Origin of the sequence: Streptomyces sp. SD31 (assembly GCF_052068475.1) — a bacterium.
Lineage (GTDB): Bacteria > Actinomycetota > Actinomycetes > Streptomycetales > Streptomycetaceae > Streptomyces.
The window spans coordinates 12,067-26,716 of record NZ_JBQHCX010000018.1; the positions used below are offsets into that span (position 1 = coordinate 12,067).

13 protein-coding genes and 1 pseudogene are annotated in these 14,650 nt (G+C 71.7%); 9 read left to right on the forward strand and 5 right to left on the reverse strand.

Features of this window, described 5'->3' with window-relative positions; translation table 11 throughout:
* The first annotated feature begins 85 nt into the window (after positions 1 to 85).
* The 5 genes and pseudogenes from ACTMVF_RS32585 (at position 86) to ACTMVF_RS32605 (ending at position 5,839) form a co-directional block, all read left to right on the forward strand.
* Positions 86 to 373, forward strand: coding sequence for a glutaredoxin family protein (locus tag ACTMVF_RS32585; protein WP_441274682.1), 288 nt, complete (start codon positions 86 to 88; stop codon positions 371 to 373).
* Positions 374 to 654: 281 nt separating this feature from the next.
* Positions 655 to 1,435, forward strand: a pseudogene (locus tag ACTMVF_RS32590) (redox-sensing transcriptional repressor Rex).
* Positions 1,432 to 3,177, forward strand: coding sequence for a glutamyl-tRNA reductase (locus ACTMVF_RS32595; RefSeq protein WP_441274683.1), 1,746 nt, complete (start codon positions 1,432 to 1,434; stop codon positions 3,175 to 3,177). The pseudogene ACTMVF_RS32590 and the gene ACTMVF_RS32595 overlap by 4 nt, the downstream one beginning before the upstream one ends.
* Entirely contained in the window at positions 3,174 to 4,133 is a 960-nt protein-coding gene (gene hemC / locus ACTMVF_RS32600) for a hydroxymethylbilane synthase (protein WP_441274684.1), read from the forward strand. Before ACTMVF_RS32595 ends, hemC begins: the two co-directional genes overlap by 4 nt.
* On the forward strand, positions 4,130 to 5,839 hold the full coding sequence (locus ACTMVF_RS32605; RefSeq protein WP_441274685.1) for a uroporphyrinogen-III synthase: 1,710 nt from the start codon (positions 4,130 to 4,132) through the stop codon (positions 5,837 to 5,839). Before hemC ends, ACTMVF_RS32605 begins: the two co-directional genes overlap by 4 nt.
* A gap of 151 nt (positions 5,840 to 5,990) precedes the next feature.
* On the opposite strand, the gene ACTMVF_RS32610 is transcribed toward ACTMVF_RS32605, so the two are convergent.
* Positions 5,991 to 7,379, reverse strand: a complete 1,389-nt coding sequence (locus ACTMVF_RS32610) for an FAD-binding oxidoreductase (protein WP_441274686.1) — start codon at positions 7,377 to 7,379, stop codon at positions 5,991 to 5,993.
* Between the two features lie 245 nt (positions 7,380 to 7,624).
* Here ACTMVF_RS32610 and hemB point away from each other — a divergent pair, with 245 nt between their 5' ends.
* Both hemB and ACTMVF_RS32620 read left to right on the forward strand, forming a co-directional pair.
* Complete coding sequence (gene hemB / locus ACTMVF_RS32615) at positions 7,625 to 8,617, forward strand: porphobilinogen synthase (RefSeq protein WP_441274687.1); 993 nt, start codon at positions 7,625 to 7,627, stop codon at positions 8,615 to 8,617.
* Between the two features lie 344 nt (positions 8,618 to 8,961).
* On the forward strand, positions 8,962 to 9,318 hold the full coding sequence (locus ACTMVF_RS32620) for a DUF805 domain-containing protein (RefSeq protein WP_441274688.1): 357 nt from the start codon (positions 8,962 to 8,964) through the stop codon (positions 9,316 to 9,318).
* Positions 9,319 to 9,343: 25 nt separating this feature from the next.
* Here ACTMVF_RS32620 and ACTMVF_RS32625 read toward each other — a convergent pair whose 3' ends face one another.
* On the reverse strand, positions 9,344 to 9,559 hold the full coding sequence (locus tag ACTMVF_RS32625; protein WP_441274689.1) for a hypothetical protein: 216 nt from the start codon (positions 9,557 to 9,559) through the stop codon (positions 9,344 to 9,346).
* A 316-nt stretch (positions 9,560 to 9,875) separates the two neighbouring features.
* Here ACTMVF_RS32625 and ACTMVF_RS32630 point away from each other — a divergent pair, with 316 nt between their 5' ends.
* A complete protein-coding gene (locus ACTMVF_RS32630) occupies positions 9,876 to 11,084 on the forward strand; it encodes a PLP-dependent aminotransferase family protein (RefSeq protein ID WP_441274690.1) in 1,209 nt (402 codons plus the stop codon).
* A 71-nt stretch (positions 11,085 to 11,155) separates the two neighbouring features.
* A complete protein-coding gene (locus ACTMVF_RS32635) occupies positions 11,156 to 11,989 on the forward strand; it encodes an arylamine N-acetyltransferase family protein (protein WP_441274691.1) in 834 nt (277 codons plus the stop codon).
* Positions 11,990 to 11,999: 10 nt separating this feature from the next.
* On the opposite strand, the gene ACTMVF_RS32640 is transcribed toward ACTMVF_RS32635, so the two are convergent.
* Genes ACTMVF_RS32640 through ACTMVF_RS32650 form a run of 3 tightly spaced genes read right to left on the reverse strand, consistent with a single transcriptional unit; the run spans position 12,000 to position 14,552 of the window.
* Entirely contained in the window at positions 12,000 to 12,818 is an 819-nt protein-coding gene (locus ACTMVF_RS32640; RefSeq protein WP_441274692.1) for a DUF4253 domain-containing protein, read from the reverse strand.
* Positions 12,819 to 12,861: 43 nt separating this feature from the next.
* Positions 12,862 to 13,752 carry a helix-turn-helix domain-containing protein gene (locus ACTMVF_RS32645; RefSeq protein ID WP_441274693.1) on the reverse strand — a complete coding sequence of 297 codons (891 nt, stop codon included), beginning with the start codon at positions 13,750 to 13,752 and terminating at the stop codon, positions 12,862 to 12,864.
* Complete coding sequence (locus ACTMVF_RS32650; RefSeq protein WP_441274694.1) at positions 13,752 to 14,552, reverse strand: peptidoglycan-binding protein; 801 nt, start codon at positions 14,550 to 14,552, stop codon at positions 13,752 to 13,754. Before ACTMVF_RS32650 ends, ACTMVF_RS32645 begins: the two co-directional genes overlap by 1 nt.
* Positions 14,553 to 14,650 lie beyond the last annotated feature (98 nt).

Genomic DNA, 14,650 nt, shown 5'->3' on the forward strand with positions numbered 1-14,650 from the left:
GAACTCTCCGCGACCGCGCAGTTAAACAGCGTGGTGGCGACGCGGGGGGTGCATCCGTTCGGTCCTGGGGTGTCGGCGCGCGAGAATGGCTGACATGAGTCCCCTCTTTCGTCGTGCCGCGGCCAAGTCCCCCGAGGACCGGCTCGTCACCCTCATCGGAAAGCCCGCGTGCCATCTGTGTGATGACGCACAGACCGTCGTCGAGAAGGTCTGTGCCGAGCTGGGGGTTCCGTGGGAGCTGAAGGACATCAACCAGGACCCTCAACTCCACGACCAGTACTGGGAACAGATCCCTGTCGTCCTCGTCGACGGTGCCCAGCACACCTTCTGGCGCGTGGACGAGAATCGCCTCCGCAAAGCACTGACTGAGTAGTCCAACTGGTCCGGGAAGTCGCTTAGGATCGACGGCGACTTGGTCTGGGGGGCGGGGATCGTTGAGGAGAGTGTGCGGTTTTGCCCCCAAGAGCAGAGGAACGGTGGTGCGAATGCGCCGGTTCCATACCCGTGCGCCGGGCGTGCGTGAGCCCGGTCACGTTGGGCGGGCAAATCGGACACCATCTTTGTGCACGCGTTCACAAAGACATAGCCTGCTGTCGACGGGGCGGTCTGGGTACGTGTGACCGCCTACAGCCCCGCTCTACCCGCAGGAGCACCGTGGCAACTGGCCGAACTCACCGACCGGCGACCCGCAGCCGAGGGATTCCCGAGGCCACCGTCGCCCGGCTTCCGCTGTACCTCCGAGCCCTGACGGCGCTGTCGGAGCGCTCGGTGCCCACGGTCTCGTCCGAGGAGCTCGCGGCCGCGGCGGGGGTCAATGGGGGTCAATTCCGCGAAGCTGCGCAAGGACTTCTCGTACCTCGGGTCGTACGGGACCAGGGGTGTCGGTTACGACGTCGAGTATCTCGTCTACCAGATCTCCCGTGAGCTGGGGCTGACCCAGGACTGGCCGGTTGTGATCGTCGGTATCGGTAACCTCGGCGCCGCGCTCGCCAACTACGGCGGATTCGCCTCCCGGGGGTTCCGGGTCGCCGCGCTCATCGACGCCGACCCCGCGATGGCCGGAAAGCCCGTCGCCGGGATCCCGGTGCAGCACTCCGACGACCTCGAGAAGATCATCCAGGACAACGGCGTGTCCATCGGTGTCATCGCCACCCCCGCCGGTGCCGCCCAGGCGGTCTGCGACCGGCTCGTGGCCGCCGGGGTCACCTCCATCCTGAACTTCGCGCCGACCGTGCTGTCCGTCCCGGACGGCGTCGACGTGCGCAAGGTCGATCTGTCGATCGAGCTGCAGATCCTCGCCTTCCACGAGCAGCGCAAGGCCGGCGAGGAAGCTGCCTCCGACGGCGCCGGCCCGGCCGCCGTCACCCGCGAGGAGTCCGACGCATCCGCCGACCAGGGGCCCGACGGGGACGTACCCGCCGTGATGCCGGCATGAGTCTCCTCGTCGTGGGGCTGAGCCACCGCAGCGCCCCGGTCAGCGTCCTGGAGCGCGCGGCGCTGAGCGCGGACGCCCAGATCAAGCTGCTGCAGGACACCGTCGCCGCCGAGCCCGCTACCGAGGCCGCGGTGCTCGCCACCTGCAACCGCATCGAGCTGTACGCCGACGTGGACAAGTTCCACGCCGGAGTCGCCGAGCTGTCCACGCTGCTCGCCCAGCACAGCGGGGTGGGGCTGGACGAGCTCACGCCCTACCTGTACGTGCACTACGAGGACCGGGCCGTCCATCATCTGTTCTCGGTGGCCTGTGGGCTCGACTCCATGGTCGTCGGGGAAGGGCAGATCCTCGGGCAGATCAAGGACTCCCTCGCCAAGGCGCAGGAGCTGCACAGCGCCGGACGGCTGCTGAACGACCTGTTCCAGCAGGCCCTGCGCGTCGGCAAGCGCGCCCACTCCGAGACCGGCATCGACCGCGCCGGACAGTCCCTGGTCACCTTCGGCCTGGAGCAGCTGTCCTCCGGTCGGCCCGTCGAGGACTGGGCCCGCGGCAAGAAGGCCCTGGTCATCGGCGCCGGCTCGATGTCCTCCCTGGCCGCGGCCACGCTCGCGCGTGCCGGGGTCGCCGAGATCGTCGTCGCCAACCGCACCTTCGACCGCGCCGAGCGGCTCGCGCAGATCCTTGTCGAGGCCGACGAAGTGGACGTGCTGGCCCGCGCGGTACCGATGGAGTCGGTGCCGGTCGAGCTGACACGTGCCGACGTCGCCGTCTCCTGCACCGGCGCCACCGGGCTCGTCCTCACGGCCGAGCAGGTCGCGGCGGCGGTCGACGGCCGTACCGGGCGGGCGGTCGCCTTCGAGGGGGCCGACGGCAGCGGTCGTACGGCGGCCAAGGCGCCCGCCGCCAGGGCCAACGCCGACGGCGGCGACGTACGGCAGACTCCGCTGCCGCCCACCAGCGTCGGCAGCGACGAGGGCTGTCCGCTGGACCTGACCGCCGTGCAGGGAGGCTTCTCCGTGATGGGGGAGGCCGCCGTCGCCGGTATGGACGCGGCCACGCTGGAGCAGCACGCGGCCTGGGCTGCGGGCAGCGCCGTCGACCGGCGTGAGGCCGCCCGGCGCAGCCCCGAGGCCGACGCCGAGCTGATCACCGCGCTCGCCGCGACGGTGGCGACCGTCGGCCGGATCCCCGAGCGCCGCAAGCCCGAGCCCGTCGTCGAGGCGCCCCGCCCCGCGCCGGCCCTCGCCCTTCTCGACCTCGCCATGCCGCGCGACATCGACGCCGCCGTGCACCGGCTGGCCGGGGTGCGGCTGGTGGACATCGAGTCGCTGGCCGAGGCGTCCGCGGACGCTCCGATGGCGGCCGACGTCGACCAGGTCCGCCGTATCGTTTCCGACGAGGTCGCGGCCTTCGGGGCGGCGCAGCGGGCCGCGCACATCACGCCCACCGTCGTCGCGCTGCGCACCATGGCCGCCGATGTGGTGGCGAACGAGATCGCCCGTCTGGAGGGCCGCCTCCCGGGCCTCGACGACAAGCACCGCAGCGAGATCACGCAGACCGTGCGGCGGGTGGTGGACAAGCTGCTGCACGCCCCGACCGTGCGGGTCAAGCAGCTCGCGGCCGAGCCCGGCGGCGCCGGATACGCGGACGCGCTGCGGACCCTGTTCGACCTCGACCAGGAGACGGTGGCCTCCGTCTCGCGGGCCGAGGACAGCACCGACAAGAACCGAGGCCCACGATGACTCAGCAGCCACTACGGCTCGGCACCAGGCGCAGCAAGCTCGCCATGGCCCAGTCCGGGCAGGTCGCGGACGCCGTGAGCCAGGTGACCGGACGGCCCGTCGAACTCGTCGAGATCACCACGTACGGCGATGTCTCGCGCGAGGCCCTCGCGCAGATCGGCGGCACCGGCGTGTTCGTCACCGCTCTGCGCGACGCGCTCCTCAAGGGCGAGGTCGACTTCGCGGTGCACTCCCTGAAGGACCTGCCGACCGCACAGCCCGAGGAACTGGTCCTGGCGGCCGTTCCGCAGCGGGAGGACCCGCGCGATGTGATCGTCGCGCGGGACGCCCTGAAGCTCACCGACCTGCCGCGCGGAGCGCGCATCGGTACGGGTTCGCCGCGCCGGATGGCGCAGCTGAACGCGTACGCGCGCAGCCACGGGCTGGACATGGAGACCGTGCCGATCCGCGGCAACGTGGATACGCGCATCCGGTATGTGCGCGATGGTGAGCTGGATGCGGTGGTGCTGGCCGCGGCCGGGTTGCAGCGCATCGGCCGCATCGATGAGGTGACTGATTTTCTGTCAGTCGACACGGTTTTGCCCGCCCCCGGCCAGGGGGCCCTGGCGATCGAATGCACCGCGGACCACGCGGACCTGATCGCCGCGCTCGGCGAACTCGACGACCCGTTCACGCGGGTCGCCGTGACCGCCGAGCGATCACTGCTCGCCGCCCTGGAGGCCGGCTGCTCCGCCCCTGTGGGCGCGCTGGCCGACCTGCTGGCCGACGGGCAGATTGTCAAGGAAATGCGCCTGCGCGGCGTCGTCGGCACGACCGACGGCACTCGCATGGTGCAGCTGTCCACCACCGGTCCCGTGCCCGAGACGCACGACCAAGCGCTGGCGCTCGGTCGCGAACTCGCTACCGAGATGCTTGTCCAGGGCGCGGCCGGTCTGATGGGGGAGCGAGCACAGTGAGCCCCACCACCCTTCCCGCCGCCGGTCCTGAACACGGGCACGTCACCTTCCTCGGTGCCGGACCCGGGGATCCGGGACTGCTGACTCTGCGCGCTGTCGAGGCGCTGGCGAACGCGGACGTACTCGTCGCCGAGCACGAGGTGCTCGACGTCGTACGCCAGCACGCCAGATCCGGTGTCGCCGAAGTGCATACGGATACGGGTCCCGATTCGGACCCCGTTCCGGGCACAGGCACGCCTCAGCTAGCGGTTGTTGACGGCGCGTCAACGACCGCTGCGCTACCCGCGGTGCGGGATGCCGCACATCTTGTCATGGAGGCCGCGCGCAACGGCAGGCGGGTCGTGCGTGCGGTGTCCGGGGATCCCGGGCTCGACGCGTACGCCGCCGAGGAGATGCTCGCGTGCGCCGCGGCGGGCGTGCCGTTCGAGGTCGTGCCGGGTGTGGCCGCGGCCGTGGGCGTGCCGGCGTATGCCGGGGTGCCGTTGCGGGACGCTCAGGGCGCGGACGTGCGGTTCGTGGACGCGCGGACGGCGTCCGACCGGTGCTGGACCGAGGTCGGGGCGTCGGACGGGACCGTCGTCGTCTCGACGACGCTGGATGCTGTCGGTGCGGCTGCGGGTGAGCTGGTGTCCGCGGGGCGTAAGCCTGATACGCCGATGACGGTCACGGTCGCCGGTACGACCACGCGTCAGCGGACCTGGACCGCGACGCTCGGGACCATCGCGCAGACGCTGAAGCAGGCCAAGGTGCTGCCCTCGCCGGAGGGCGGGCGGCCGGTGATAGCCGTGGTCGGTGAGCGTTCTGCCGCTGCTCAGCGTGAGCAGTTGTCGTGGTTCGAGTCCAAGCCGCTCTTCGGGTGGCGGGTGCTCGTTCCGCGCACGAAGGAGCAGGCTGCTTCGCTCTCCGACCAGTTGCGGTCGTACGGGGCCGTGCCGCACGAGGTGCCGACGATCGCCGTCGAGCCGCCGCGGACGCCTCAGCAGATGGAGCGGGCGGTCAAGGGGCTCGTCACCGGGCGGTACGAGTGGATCGCGTTTACGTCGGTCAACGCGGTCAAGGCCGTGCGGGAGAAGTTCGAGGAGTACGGGCTCGATGCCCGTGCCTTTGCCGGGATCAAGGTCGCCGCGGTGGGGGAGCAGACCGCGAAGGCGTTGATCGCCTTTGGTGTGAAGCCGGATCTTGTGCCCAGTGGGGAGCAGTCGGCTGCGGGGCTGCTCGAGGACTGGCCGCCGTATGACCCCGTTTTTGATCCGATCGACCGGGTGTTCCTGCCTCGGGCGGACATTGCTACGGAGACGCTGGTCGCTGGGCTCATCGAGCTCGGCTGGGAGGTCGATGACGTCACGGCCTATCGGACCGTGCGGGCTTCGCCGCCGCCGGCCGAGACGCGGGAGGCGATCAAGGGGGGTGGCTTTGATGCCGTTCTCTTCACGTCGTCGTCGACTGTGCGGAATCTGGTGGGGATCGCCGGTAAGCCGCACAACGTGACGGTGATCGCTTGTATCGGGCCCGCTACCGCGAAGACCGCTGAGGAGCATGGGCTTCGGGTGGATGTGATGGCTCCGGAGCCGTCTGTGCACAAGTTGGCTGAGGCGTTGGCCGACTTCGGGATGCGGCGGCGGGCTGCTGCGGTGGAGGCCGGGGATCCGGTTACTCGGCCGAGTGAGCGGCGGCCGGGGGCTCGGCGTCGGCGGTCCACCACGTAGGTGTTGGGGGGTGGTGGGGTTCGCCCCCGCCGCCCCTACCCGTCCCCTCCTTGAAGGGGCTCCGCCCCTTCGACTCCGCTGGGGCTGCCGCCCCAGACCCCGCTTCGGCCCTGAACGGGCCTCGTTACGGGCTGGGGTGCCTGGACCGGCGTTATGCCGTGACCGTGTGGCCGAAGCGGAGCAGGTTGGCTGGGTCGTAGGTGGACTTGTCCTTGCGTAGGCGGTCGTAGACCTCTGGGGTCCAGGCTCGGGCGCGGTCGGTGGCGTCGCCCGGGGTGCCGTGGATGTTGACCATCGTGTAGCCCGTGCCGTAGGGGGCCATTGCTGCGTGCAGGGCCCTCGTCGCCTGTTCTATGGCTTCGGCTGCCGGGGGTGCGGCCAGGACGCCGACCGTTTCCAGGAAGTAGTTCGCGTCTCGGGCGCAGATCGCGTCCTCCAGGCGGGCGGGGCGGGCGAGGGCGCCGCCCATGTGGCGGATCTCCACCAGGAGGAGGGGGCAGTCGGGGACCTCGGGGCCCACCTGGGCCAGGAAGGTGTCGATGGCGTCCGGAGTGAGGTCGCGCAGCAGGGCGCACGACTCGCGGGCGGGGAGCGGGTCCTGCGGCTCCATGTGGATGCGGTCCAGGGCCGCGTAGGGCATCACCTCGATCGTGTCGACCGCTACCGGGGCCGCCGCGCGGATCGGGGCGAGCAGGCGTTCGCCCTCGGCCGGGTCTCCGGGCCAGGCGATCGCGACACGGGCCCAGAAGCCGCCGCGCAGCGGTTCGGGGATCTCCGGGATGGGGGGCAGGCGCAGGAGGGTGAAGGCGCTGCACATCTCGTCGGGCAGGGTTCGGGTCCAGTCGGTCCAGGTGCGCAGCAGGGCCTCGGCGTGCTCGCCGGGGCAGTGGACGCCGCCGCCGAGGAGTGTGGGGACGGGCAGCAGCTCGCAGACCATGGAGGTCACCACGCCCACGTTGCCCTTGCCGCCGCGCAGCGCCCAGAACAGCTCCGGCTCATGGTCGGGGTCGCTGTCGCGGAGCGTGCCGTCGGGCGTGACGACCTGGAAGGAGCGGACCAGGTCGGCCGCGTAGCCGTAGGCCCGGCCCATCACCGGGAGTCCGCCGCCCAGCGTGTAGCCGACCGCGCCCGCGTCCGTGGACGTGCCGCAGAGTGCGGCGAGGCCGTGCGGTGCGGCCGCCTCCAGGACGTGCCGCCATTTCGCTCCGGCCGCGATGGTCGCGAGGCGCTCCGCCGGGTTGATCCGTACGTCGGTCATGCGGGCCGTGTTGATGAGCAGGCCGTGGTCGATGGGGAAGTTCGCGCCGTGGCCGGTCGACTGGACGGCGACCGGGGTGCCCGTGGCTGACGCCCAGCGCAGCGCGGTCACGACGTCATCGACGCCCGTCGCGCCCACCACCACGTCGGGGGTGTGCAGCGCGGCCAGGTTGAAGCCGGTGACCTCGTCGGCGTAGCCCTCGTCGCCGGGGCGCAGGACCGGGCCGTGGATCTCGGAGAGGGCGAAGAGATCGGGGGTGTTGAGGTGGCGGGCGGCAGTCATCGCGTCCTCCGCGGTGTACGTACGGTACGGAGGGACGGCGGCGGCGAGGCGGGGTGGGGCGGGGCCGTCGGGGTCCTTGTGTTCGGGGCCGGCTCAGGAGGGCCTGGGCCTTCGGGCCCTTTCTTCAGGATGGACCCGTGGGGTGGGGGCCGCATGCGGGGCCGCCACGGCCGTACGGGCCCGTCCCGGCCGTCCCGACGTCCCGTCGGCAAAGGCGCTGCCGGGGCGGGCGTAGCGTAGGTGGCATGACGACGTACGGATCCTTCCCCGGCACGCGGCCGCGGCGTCTGCGGACCAGCCCCGTCATGCGGCGCATGGTCGCCGAGACCAGGCTGCATCCCGCCGACTTCATCCTCCCGGCCTTCGTGCGCGAGGGCGTCAGTGAGCCGGTGCCGATCGCCGCCATGCCGGGCGTGGTCCAGCACACGCGGGACAGCCTGAAGAAGGCCGCGGCGGAGGCGGTGGAGGCCGGTATCTCCGGGATCATGCTCTTCGGGGTGCCCGAGGAGGAGAAGAAGGACGCGCTGGGGACGCCCGGTACCGATCCGGACGGGATTCTGCAGGTCGCCATCCGGGATGTGCGGGCCGAGGTGGGGGACGAGCTGCTCGTCATGTCCGACCTGTGCCTCGACGAGACCATCGATCACGGGCATTGCGGGGTGCTGGACGCCGAAGGGCGCGTCGACAACGACGCCACCCTGGAGCGGTACGCCGAGATGGCGCAGGTGCAGGCCGACGCGGGCGCGCATGTCGTCGGGCCCAGCGGGATGATGGACGGGCAGATCGGGGTCGTCCGGGACGCCCTTGATCAGATCGGGCGTGAGGATGTCGCCATCCTCGCCTACACCGCCAAGTACGCCTCCGCCTTCTACGGGCCCTTCCGGGAGGCCGTCGCCTCGTCGCTGAAGGGTGACCGCAAGACGTATCAGCAGGATCCGGCGAATGCGCGGGAGTCCCTGCGCGAGCTCGCCCTCGACCTGGAGGAGGGCGCCGACATGGTGATGGTCAAGCCGGCCGGGCCCTACCTCGACATCCTGGCCCGGGTCGCCGACGCGGTGGACGTGCCGGTCGCGGCCTATCAGATCTCCGGTGAGTACTCGATGATCGAGGCCGCCGCGGAGAAGGGCTGGATCGACCGGGACCGGGCCATCCTCGAGACGCTGACCGGCATCAAGCGGGCGGGGGCACGGAACATTCTGACGTACTGGGCGGTCGAGGCCGCACGCCGACTGGTCTGACGCCGCTCTCGCGGGTGGCTGCCGGGCTACGGTTCCGGCTCGTTCCGGCATCGGATCGATCAAGGGCTGACATCGGTACGCGCTCGGTTCGGCAACGGCCGGAACTCGGTCCGAGGAAGGTTCGGTGGCCGCCCGGGGAGGCCGTGGGGATCACGCGGCGATCTTCGGTGGTTCTGTCCTGAAATCGACGTCGGCGGCGGGGCACATTCGGGGAGTTGGGTGCTGCCCGGCTCGATGAGCTGCAGGAACAAAGGGAATTGACGAGTTCTCGTCATCATCCCTACGTTCTGCGCTTGGCCTGATCCGTTCCGGAGGGTCTCACGTTCGATCCCTGGGGGGATGCAATGAGCTGGTTCATCGAGGCGCTCAAGAAGTACGCGGTCTTCGGCGGGCGTGCGCGCCGCAAGGAATACTGGATGTACATGCTGTTCAACAGCATCTTCTACATCGTGTTCGCCGGCGTCGGCTTCGCTATCGACTTCCCCGCCCTCGCGGGCATCTTCGTGGTCGCGACCCTGCTGCCCAGCCTGGGCGTCACCATTCGCCGACTGCACGACACGGGCCGCTCCGGCTGGTGGATCCTCATCTCGGTGATTCCGCTCGTCGGCTTCATCGTCATGCTGGTCTTCACGTGCTCGGACAGCGCGGCGGGCGAGAACCAGTACGGCCCGAACCCGAAGGAGGTCCCGGCGTTCGCGTAATGCCGTACGCCGCGTGACCTGTGCTTCATGGCCTGGAGGCCGCCCGGATGTCGTCCGGGCGGCCTTTCGCCTTTCCGGGGTCGTGGTGGGCGGCGGCCGGCTCGTGGACGGTGGACGGGCCCTCGTCGCGCAGGCCCTCGCCGTCGTCGCACGCGGTGAGCGTGAGCGAGGCGATCGCCACCAGCGTGGCGGCCAACAGCCGGGCGCGGGGGTGACGGGCGGACGGTGCTGACGCGGACATGGGGGCCCTCTCCGTGGGTGGGGGTTGGGGTCGGGGGTCAGCCTGCGTGATCATCCGTGCCGAGCGCCACCTTCGGCCGGGAATGTGGGACGCCCGAGTGGTGGGACCGCTGCTGACCTGCGGGGATGGCATGTCCCGCAGCCTCGGCGTGGGACGCCTGAGGCCGGAGTATTCGACGGCGGGCGTCGCCGACGGCGGCGGGCGGTCCGTATCCCGGAAACCTGCTTGTAGGTGGCATGTAGTTCTCTAGGCTGCCCGGCACGAGCCGTCACCCGTCACCTGCCGCTCTTGCCCTCGCAGCCGAAGGAGCCGTGTCATGACCGTCATCCAGCCCGCGCCCCACCCCGCCCGAGCCGCCGTGCCGTCGCTCGCCGCGCGGGCCCGGTCGGCCGGTGGCTCGCCCGTGCGGGACATCCTCGCCGTCACCGCGCGCCCCGAGGTCATCAACTTCGCGGGCGGACTGCCGGCGCCGGAACTGTTCGACCGGGAGGGCATCGCGGCCGCCTTCCGTGACGTACTCGCCGAGACGCCGGCACAGGCACTCCAGTACTCCACGACCGAGGGCGAGCCCAGCCTGCGCGCCGGGCTCGCCGCCCGCATCTCGGCACGCGGCCTCGCGACCGACGCCGACGACCTGCTCATCACCACCGGCTCCCAGCAGGGCCTGTCCCTCCTGGCCACCGCGCTGCTGGACCCCGGTGACACCGTCCTCGTCGAAGACCCCTGCTATCTGGCGGCACTTCAGGCCTTCGGCTTCGCGGGAGCGCGGGTCGTCGCCGTGCCGGGGGACGCGCACGGGGTGGATCCGCGGGCGCTGGAGGAGCTGGTCACGCGGGAGCGGCCGAAGCTCTTCTACACCGTGCCCACCTTCCAGAACCCGACCGGCAGAACCCTGCCCGCCGAGCGCAGGGCGGCCGTCGCGGAGGTCGCCGCGCGGTGCGGGCTGTGGATCGTCGAGGACGACCCGTACGGCGAACTCCGCTACGAGGGCGGGCGCGTGCCCTGGATCGCCTCCTACCCGGGCGCGGAGGACCGTACCGTGCTGCTCGGCTCGTTCTCCAAGGTGATGGCGCCGGGTGTACGGCTGGGCTGGCTGCGCGCGCCCGCCGCTCCCCGGCGCGCGTGCGTCGTCGCCAAACAGGCCGCCGACCTGCACACCCCGACCGTCAACCAGCTCGCCGCCGCCCGCTACCTCCCCGGCCTCGACGCACACGTGGCCCGCGTCAGGGACGCCTACCGAGAACGCCGCGACGCGATGCTGGCGGGCCTGCCCGGTGCCCTCCCGGAGGGCTCCACCTGGCACCGTCCCGAGGGCGGCATGTTCCTCTGGGCCCGCCTGCCGGAGTCGTACGACACGACGGCCCTGTTGCCGACGGTGGTGCGGCAGGACGTGGCGTACGTCCCCGGCGCGCCCTTCTACGCCGGCGAGCCCGACCGGTCGACGCTGCGGCTGTGCTTCGTGACGCAGACGCCGGAGGAGATCGGGGAGGGACTGAGGCGGCTGGGTAAGGGGCTGCGGTCCTAGGGCCAAGGGCCCAGGGCCGGTCGGGCTGCGGACCGCAGACGGGGCGGGGTGCGTGTTCCTAAGGTGACGCCATGTCCGACACCATGCGGTTCGATGCAGACGCGTATCTCCGGCGGATCGGTTGGGAGGGGGAGCGGCGGGCCGACACGGCGACGCTGCGGGGAGTGCACCTGGCGCACATGCGGGCCATTCCCTTCGAGAACCTGGACGCCCTGCGGCGTACGGCCCCGTCCCTCGACCCGGCCGATCTGATGGCCAAGCTGGTGCACAGCCGGCGCGGCGGCTACTGCTACGAGCACAACACGCTGTTCGCGTGCGCGTTGGAGGCGCTGGGCTTCACGGTGAGGCGACTGGCCGCGCGCGTCGTCGTGGGCGCGGACCGCATCGAGAGCCGCCCACGCACCCACATGGCGCTGCTCGTCGAGGCCCCCGGCGATCCACAGCCGTATCTCGCGGACGTCGGCTTCGGCGCGATCGGCGCACTGCTGGAGCCGGTGCCGCTGACGGAAGGTGTCGAGTTCCGGGACGCGGAGCGCCGGCACCGGCTCGCCCATGCGCCGCACGACGGGCCGCTGCAGCTGTGGCTGCTCCAGGCCCACGACCGGGCGAAGGACGACTGGACGGACCAGTACGCGTTCACGCTGGAGCCGTTCGAGAAGCCCGACTTCGAGGTCATCAACTGGCACATCGGGACCAACCCGAGCTCGCCCTTCACCCAGCGCGTCTACGTCCAGAGCGTCACCGCCGAGCGGCACCTCCTCCTCCACGGCCGGCTCCTGACGGAGACGCGCGTGGACGGGGCGGTCGTCGAGCGCGAGGTGATCGAGGAGGCGGAGGCGCGGCGGCTGTTGGACGAGGAGTTCGGGATCGACGTGCCGGAGGGGATGCGGCTGCTGCCACAGTGAGGGGACTGGGTCAGTCCCACCAGAAGTACCAGGCCGGCTGGTTCAGGAGCTGGTTCTCGGCGTAGGCGCGGAGGGTCGTGTCGCTGCCCTGCCAGATGTTGTCCGGGCAGAACGCGAAGTGCTCGGCGGCCAGGGCCTCCGCCTCGGCGAGGGTGGTGGGTGGGGCGGCGACGGACACCAGCAGCGTGTCGAAGCCGAGGGACACGACCCGTATGCCGAAGCGGTCCTCCCAGGAGCGGAGCACCGCGGACAGCCGGCCGGTGTCGTTCTCGTGGTTCGCCGGACCCATCCAGCCGATCGCCGTGGGGATGTCGGCGCTGCGGCGGGCCGGGACGAGGGCGAGGCGGGGCTCCTTGAGGGGGCCGCGGCCGTCGAGGAGGGAGTCCACGACGTCGCAGGCGACGGACTCGGGGTCCCCGGCCGCGTCTTCAGCGCCTGTCGCGGCGTCTTCGGGGTCCGTGGCGGCGTCGGTGCGCTCGGTGTCGACCAGACCGGGCCAGTCCACGTCCTCCTCCGCGTACTCGTCCCAGAACTCCTTCAGCACCTCCTCCGCGTCGTGATCCCCGGGGTACGACATCTCCGCGGGCATCAACTCCCACAACTCCGGCCCGCCGTGACCGGCGCCGACGTCGAGGACGACCGGGAGCAGACCTACCGCCGGTGCCGTCCGCCGCAGCGCGGCCCAGCCGTCGGGAGCCGCCCGGTCGTCCGCCAGCCACAGCAGCGGCTCGTGCCACGGCCCGTCGTCCGTCGCGTCGACCAGCCCGCCGGGCGGGAGTTGCAGACCGAGGGACGCGAGCCTCGGCAGAGGGTTCGGAAGTGTCGCCATGTCGGTGAACTGTAGGCGGCGGCACTGACAATGAGCAGCGCCCTCAGTCGGTCACCCGGGCGTCGAAGCAGTCCCCCTCGCCGCCCGCCGCCGGCCGGAAGCAGGCCCGGACGACGGTTCCGGGGTGAGTCGCGGTCATGGGGGTGTAGACGTAGGTGTCCGCGGCCACGTCGTCCTCGACCTCCGCGCTGCGGACGCGACCCTCACGGCCGTCACGACCGCCCGCCGTCATGTCGATCCGGTCGCCGACCCGCGTCCCCCACATCCGGGCCCAACTCGTCCCGCACTCCTCGCTGTAACGCAGTTCCATCCAGGCTCCGGAGCCGGTGCGGAGCGAGGCCAGGGTCGCCGGCGCCGTGTCGCACTTCATGTGCATCGGGCTCTTGCCCTCACAGACCGCTCCCCGGCAGCCGGGACCGGTCGCCGAGGGGGGCTGGGACAGCGACGAACGCGGTTCGCCGCCCGGGTGCGGCAACAGGAGAGCCACCGCCGCCACGCCCCCGACGACCACGGCACACACCGAGACGAGCACCGCCACGGCCGCCGCACTCCGGTGAACGGCACCGTCGGCGGCGGGGCTGCCGGAGTGCGTGGCCTCCCGCGGAGGCGGAGGCGGAGGCGGAGGAGGGGGCGGGGCCGGGGTCGGGGTCGGGGTCGGGGCCGGGGAGCGCGGACCTTCCTTCGCCCGCCCGCTCCACTGCGACTCCACGATCTCCCACAGGGCCAGACAGCGCCCCTCCGGTTCTCCGGCGAGACGGCACAGCTCCTGCACCGCGTCGCGCGGAGGGAGCGTCCGGCCGTTGAGGTAGCGGTCCCAGGACGACTTGCTGAACGAGGTCTTCGCCGCGAGGCCGGCCAGGCTCAGACCGGTGCGTTCCTTCAACTCCCGTAGCGCGGCCGCCAGTCGGGCCCGTTCCGGCGGCGACGCCGTCATCACCGTAGGGCCTTCCAGGTGTGCGGTCCGATGACGCCGTCCACGACCAGCCCCGCCCGCTTCTGCGCCTCCTTGACCGCGCGCTCCGTCATCGGACCGAAGATCCCGTCGATACCGCCCGGCGAGATGCCCGCTCGGCGCAGCAGACACTGCGCCTCGGCGACCTCCGGACCCGCGTGGCCGTTCCCCAGGACGGCGTCCTGGGTGCGGCTGTGGCCCGCGTACCAGCGGCCGTCGATCCGCTCGACACGGCAGGTGTACGCGGGTGCCGACCGCGTGGCCGACGCGGACGCCGACGTGACGGACACGGCGACGGGGGGCTCCGACCGTTCGGCCTCGCCGCCGCCCAGCCGTACGACGAGGAGGACCGCCGCGGCGACGGCCAGCACCAGCGCCATGGCCCCCGCGACCAATGCGACACGCAGCGAACGCCAGGGCGACCGTAGTGCAGCGGCCTCGGCGGAGAGGGTCTGCGGCTGTGCTGTCGTCACTTCCGCTGCGGGCGCCTCCGCTTCGGCCGCGTCCGCCCGTCCGTTCCCCCACGCCTCCGCGGCCACCTCGTGCAGCGCCAGCAACCGAGTCGGATCCTCACCCCCGATCCGGGCCAGTGCCTCGACGGCCTCCCGGGGCGGCAGCGACCGGCCGCCCAGATACCGTTCCCACGACTTCGGGCTGTACCCCGTCCTCGCGGCCAGCTGCCGCAGGCTCAGCCCGCTGTGATCCTTCAGACGGCGCAGTCGCACCACCAACTGCCGCACGCGCGGATCCAGTTCCGCGGGCAGCACTGCCCAACGCGACATGTTCCCCCCACTCGCGTTCACGGTCCGGGCCGGCGGTCCGTGGTCGGCGGTCCGCGCGCCCCGTCGCATTCTGCATCAGCATCCACGGACTCAAGCGG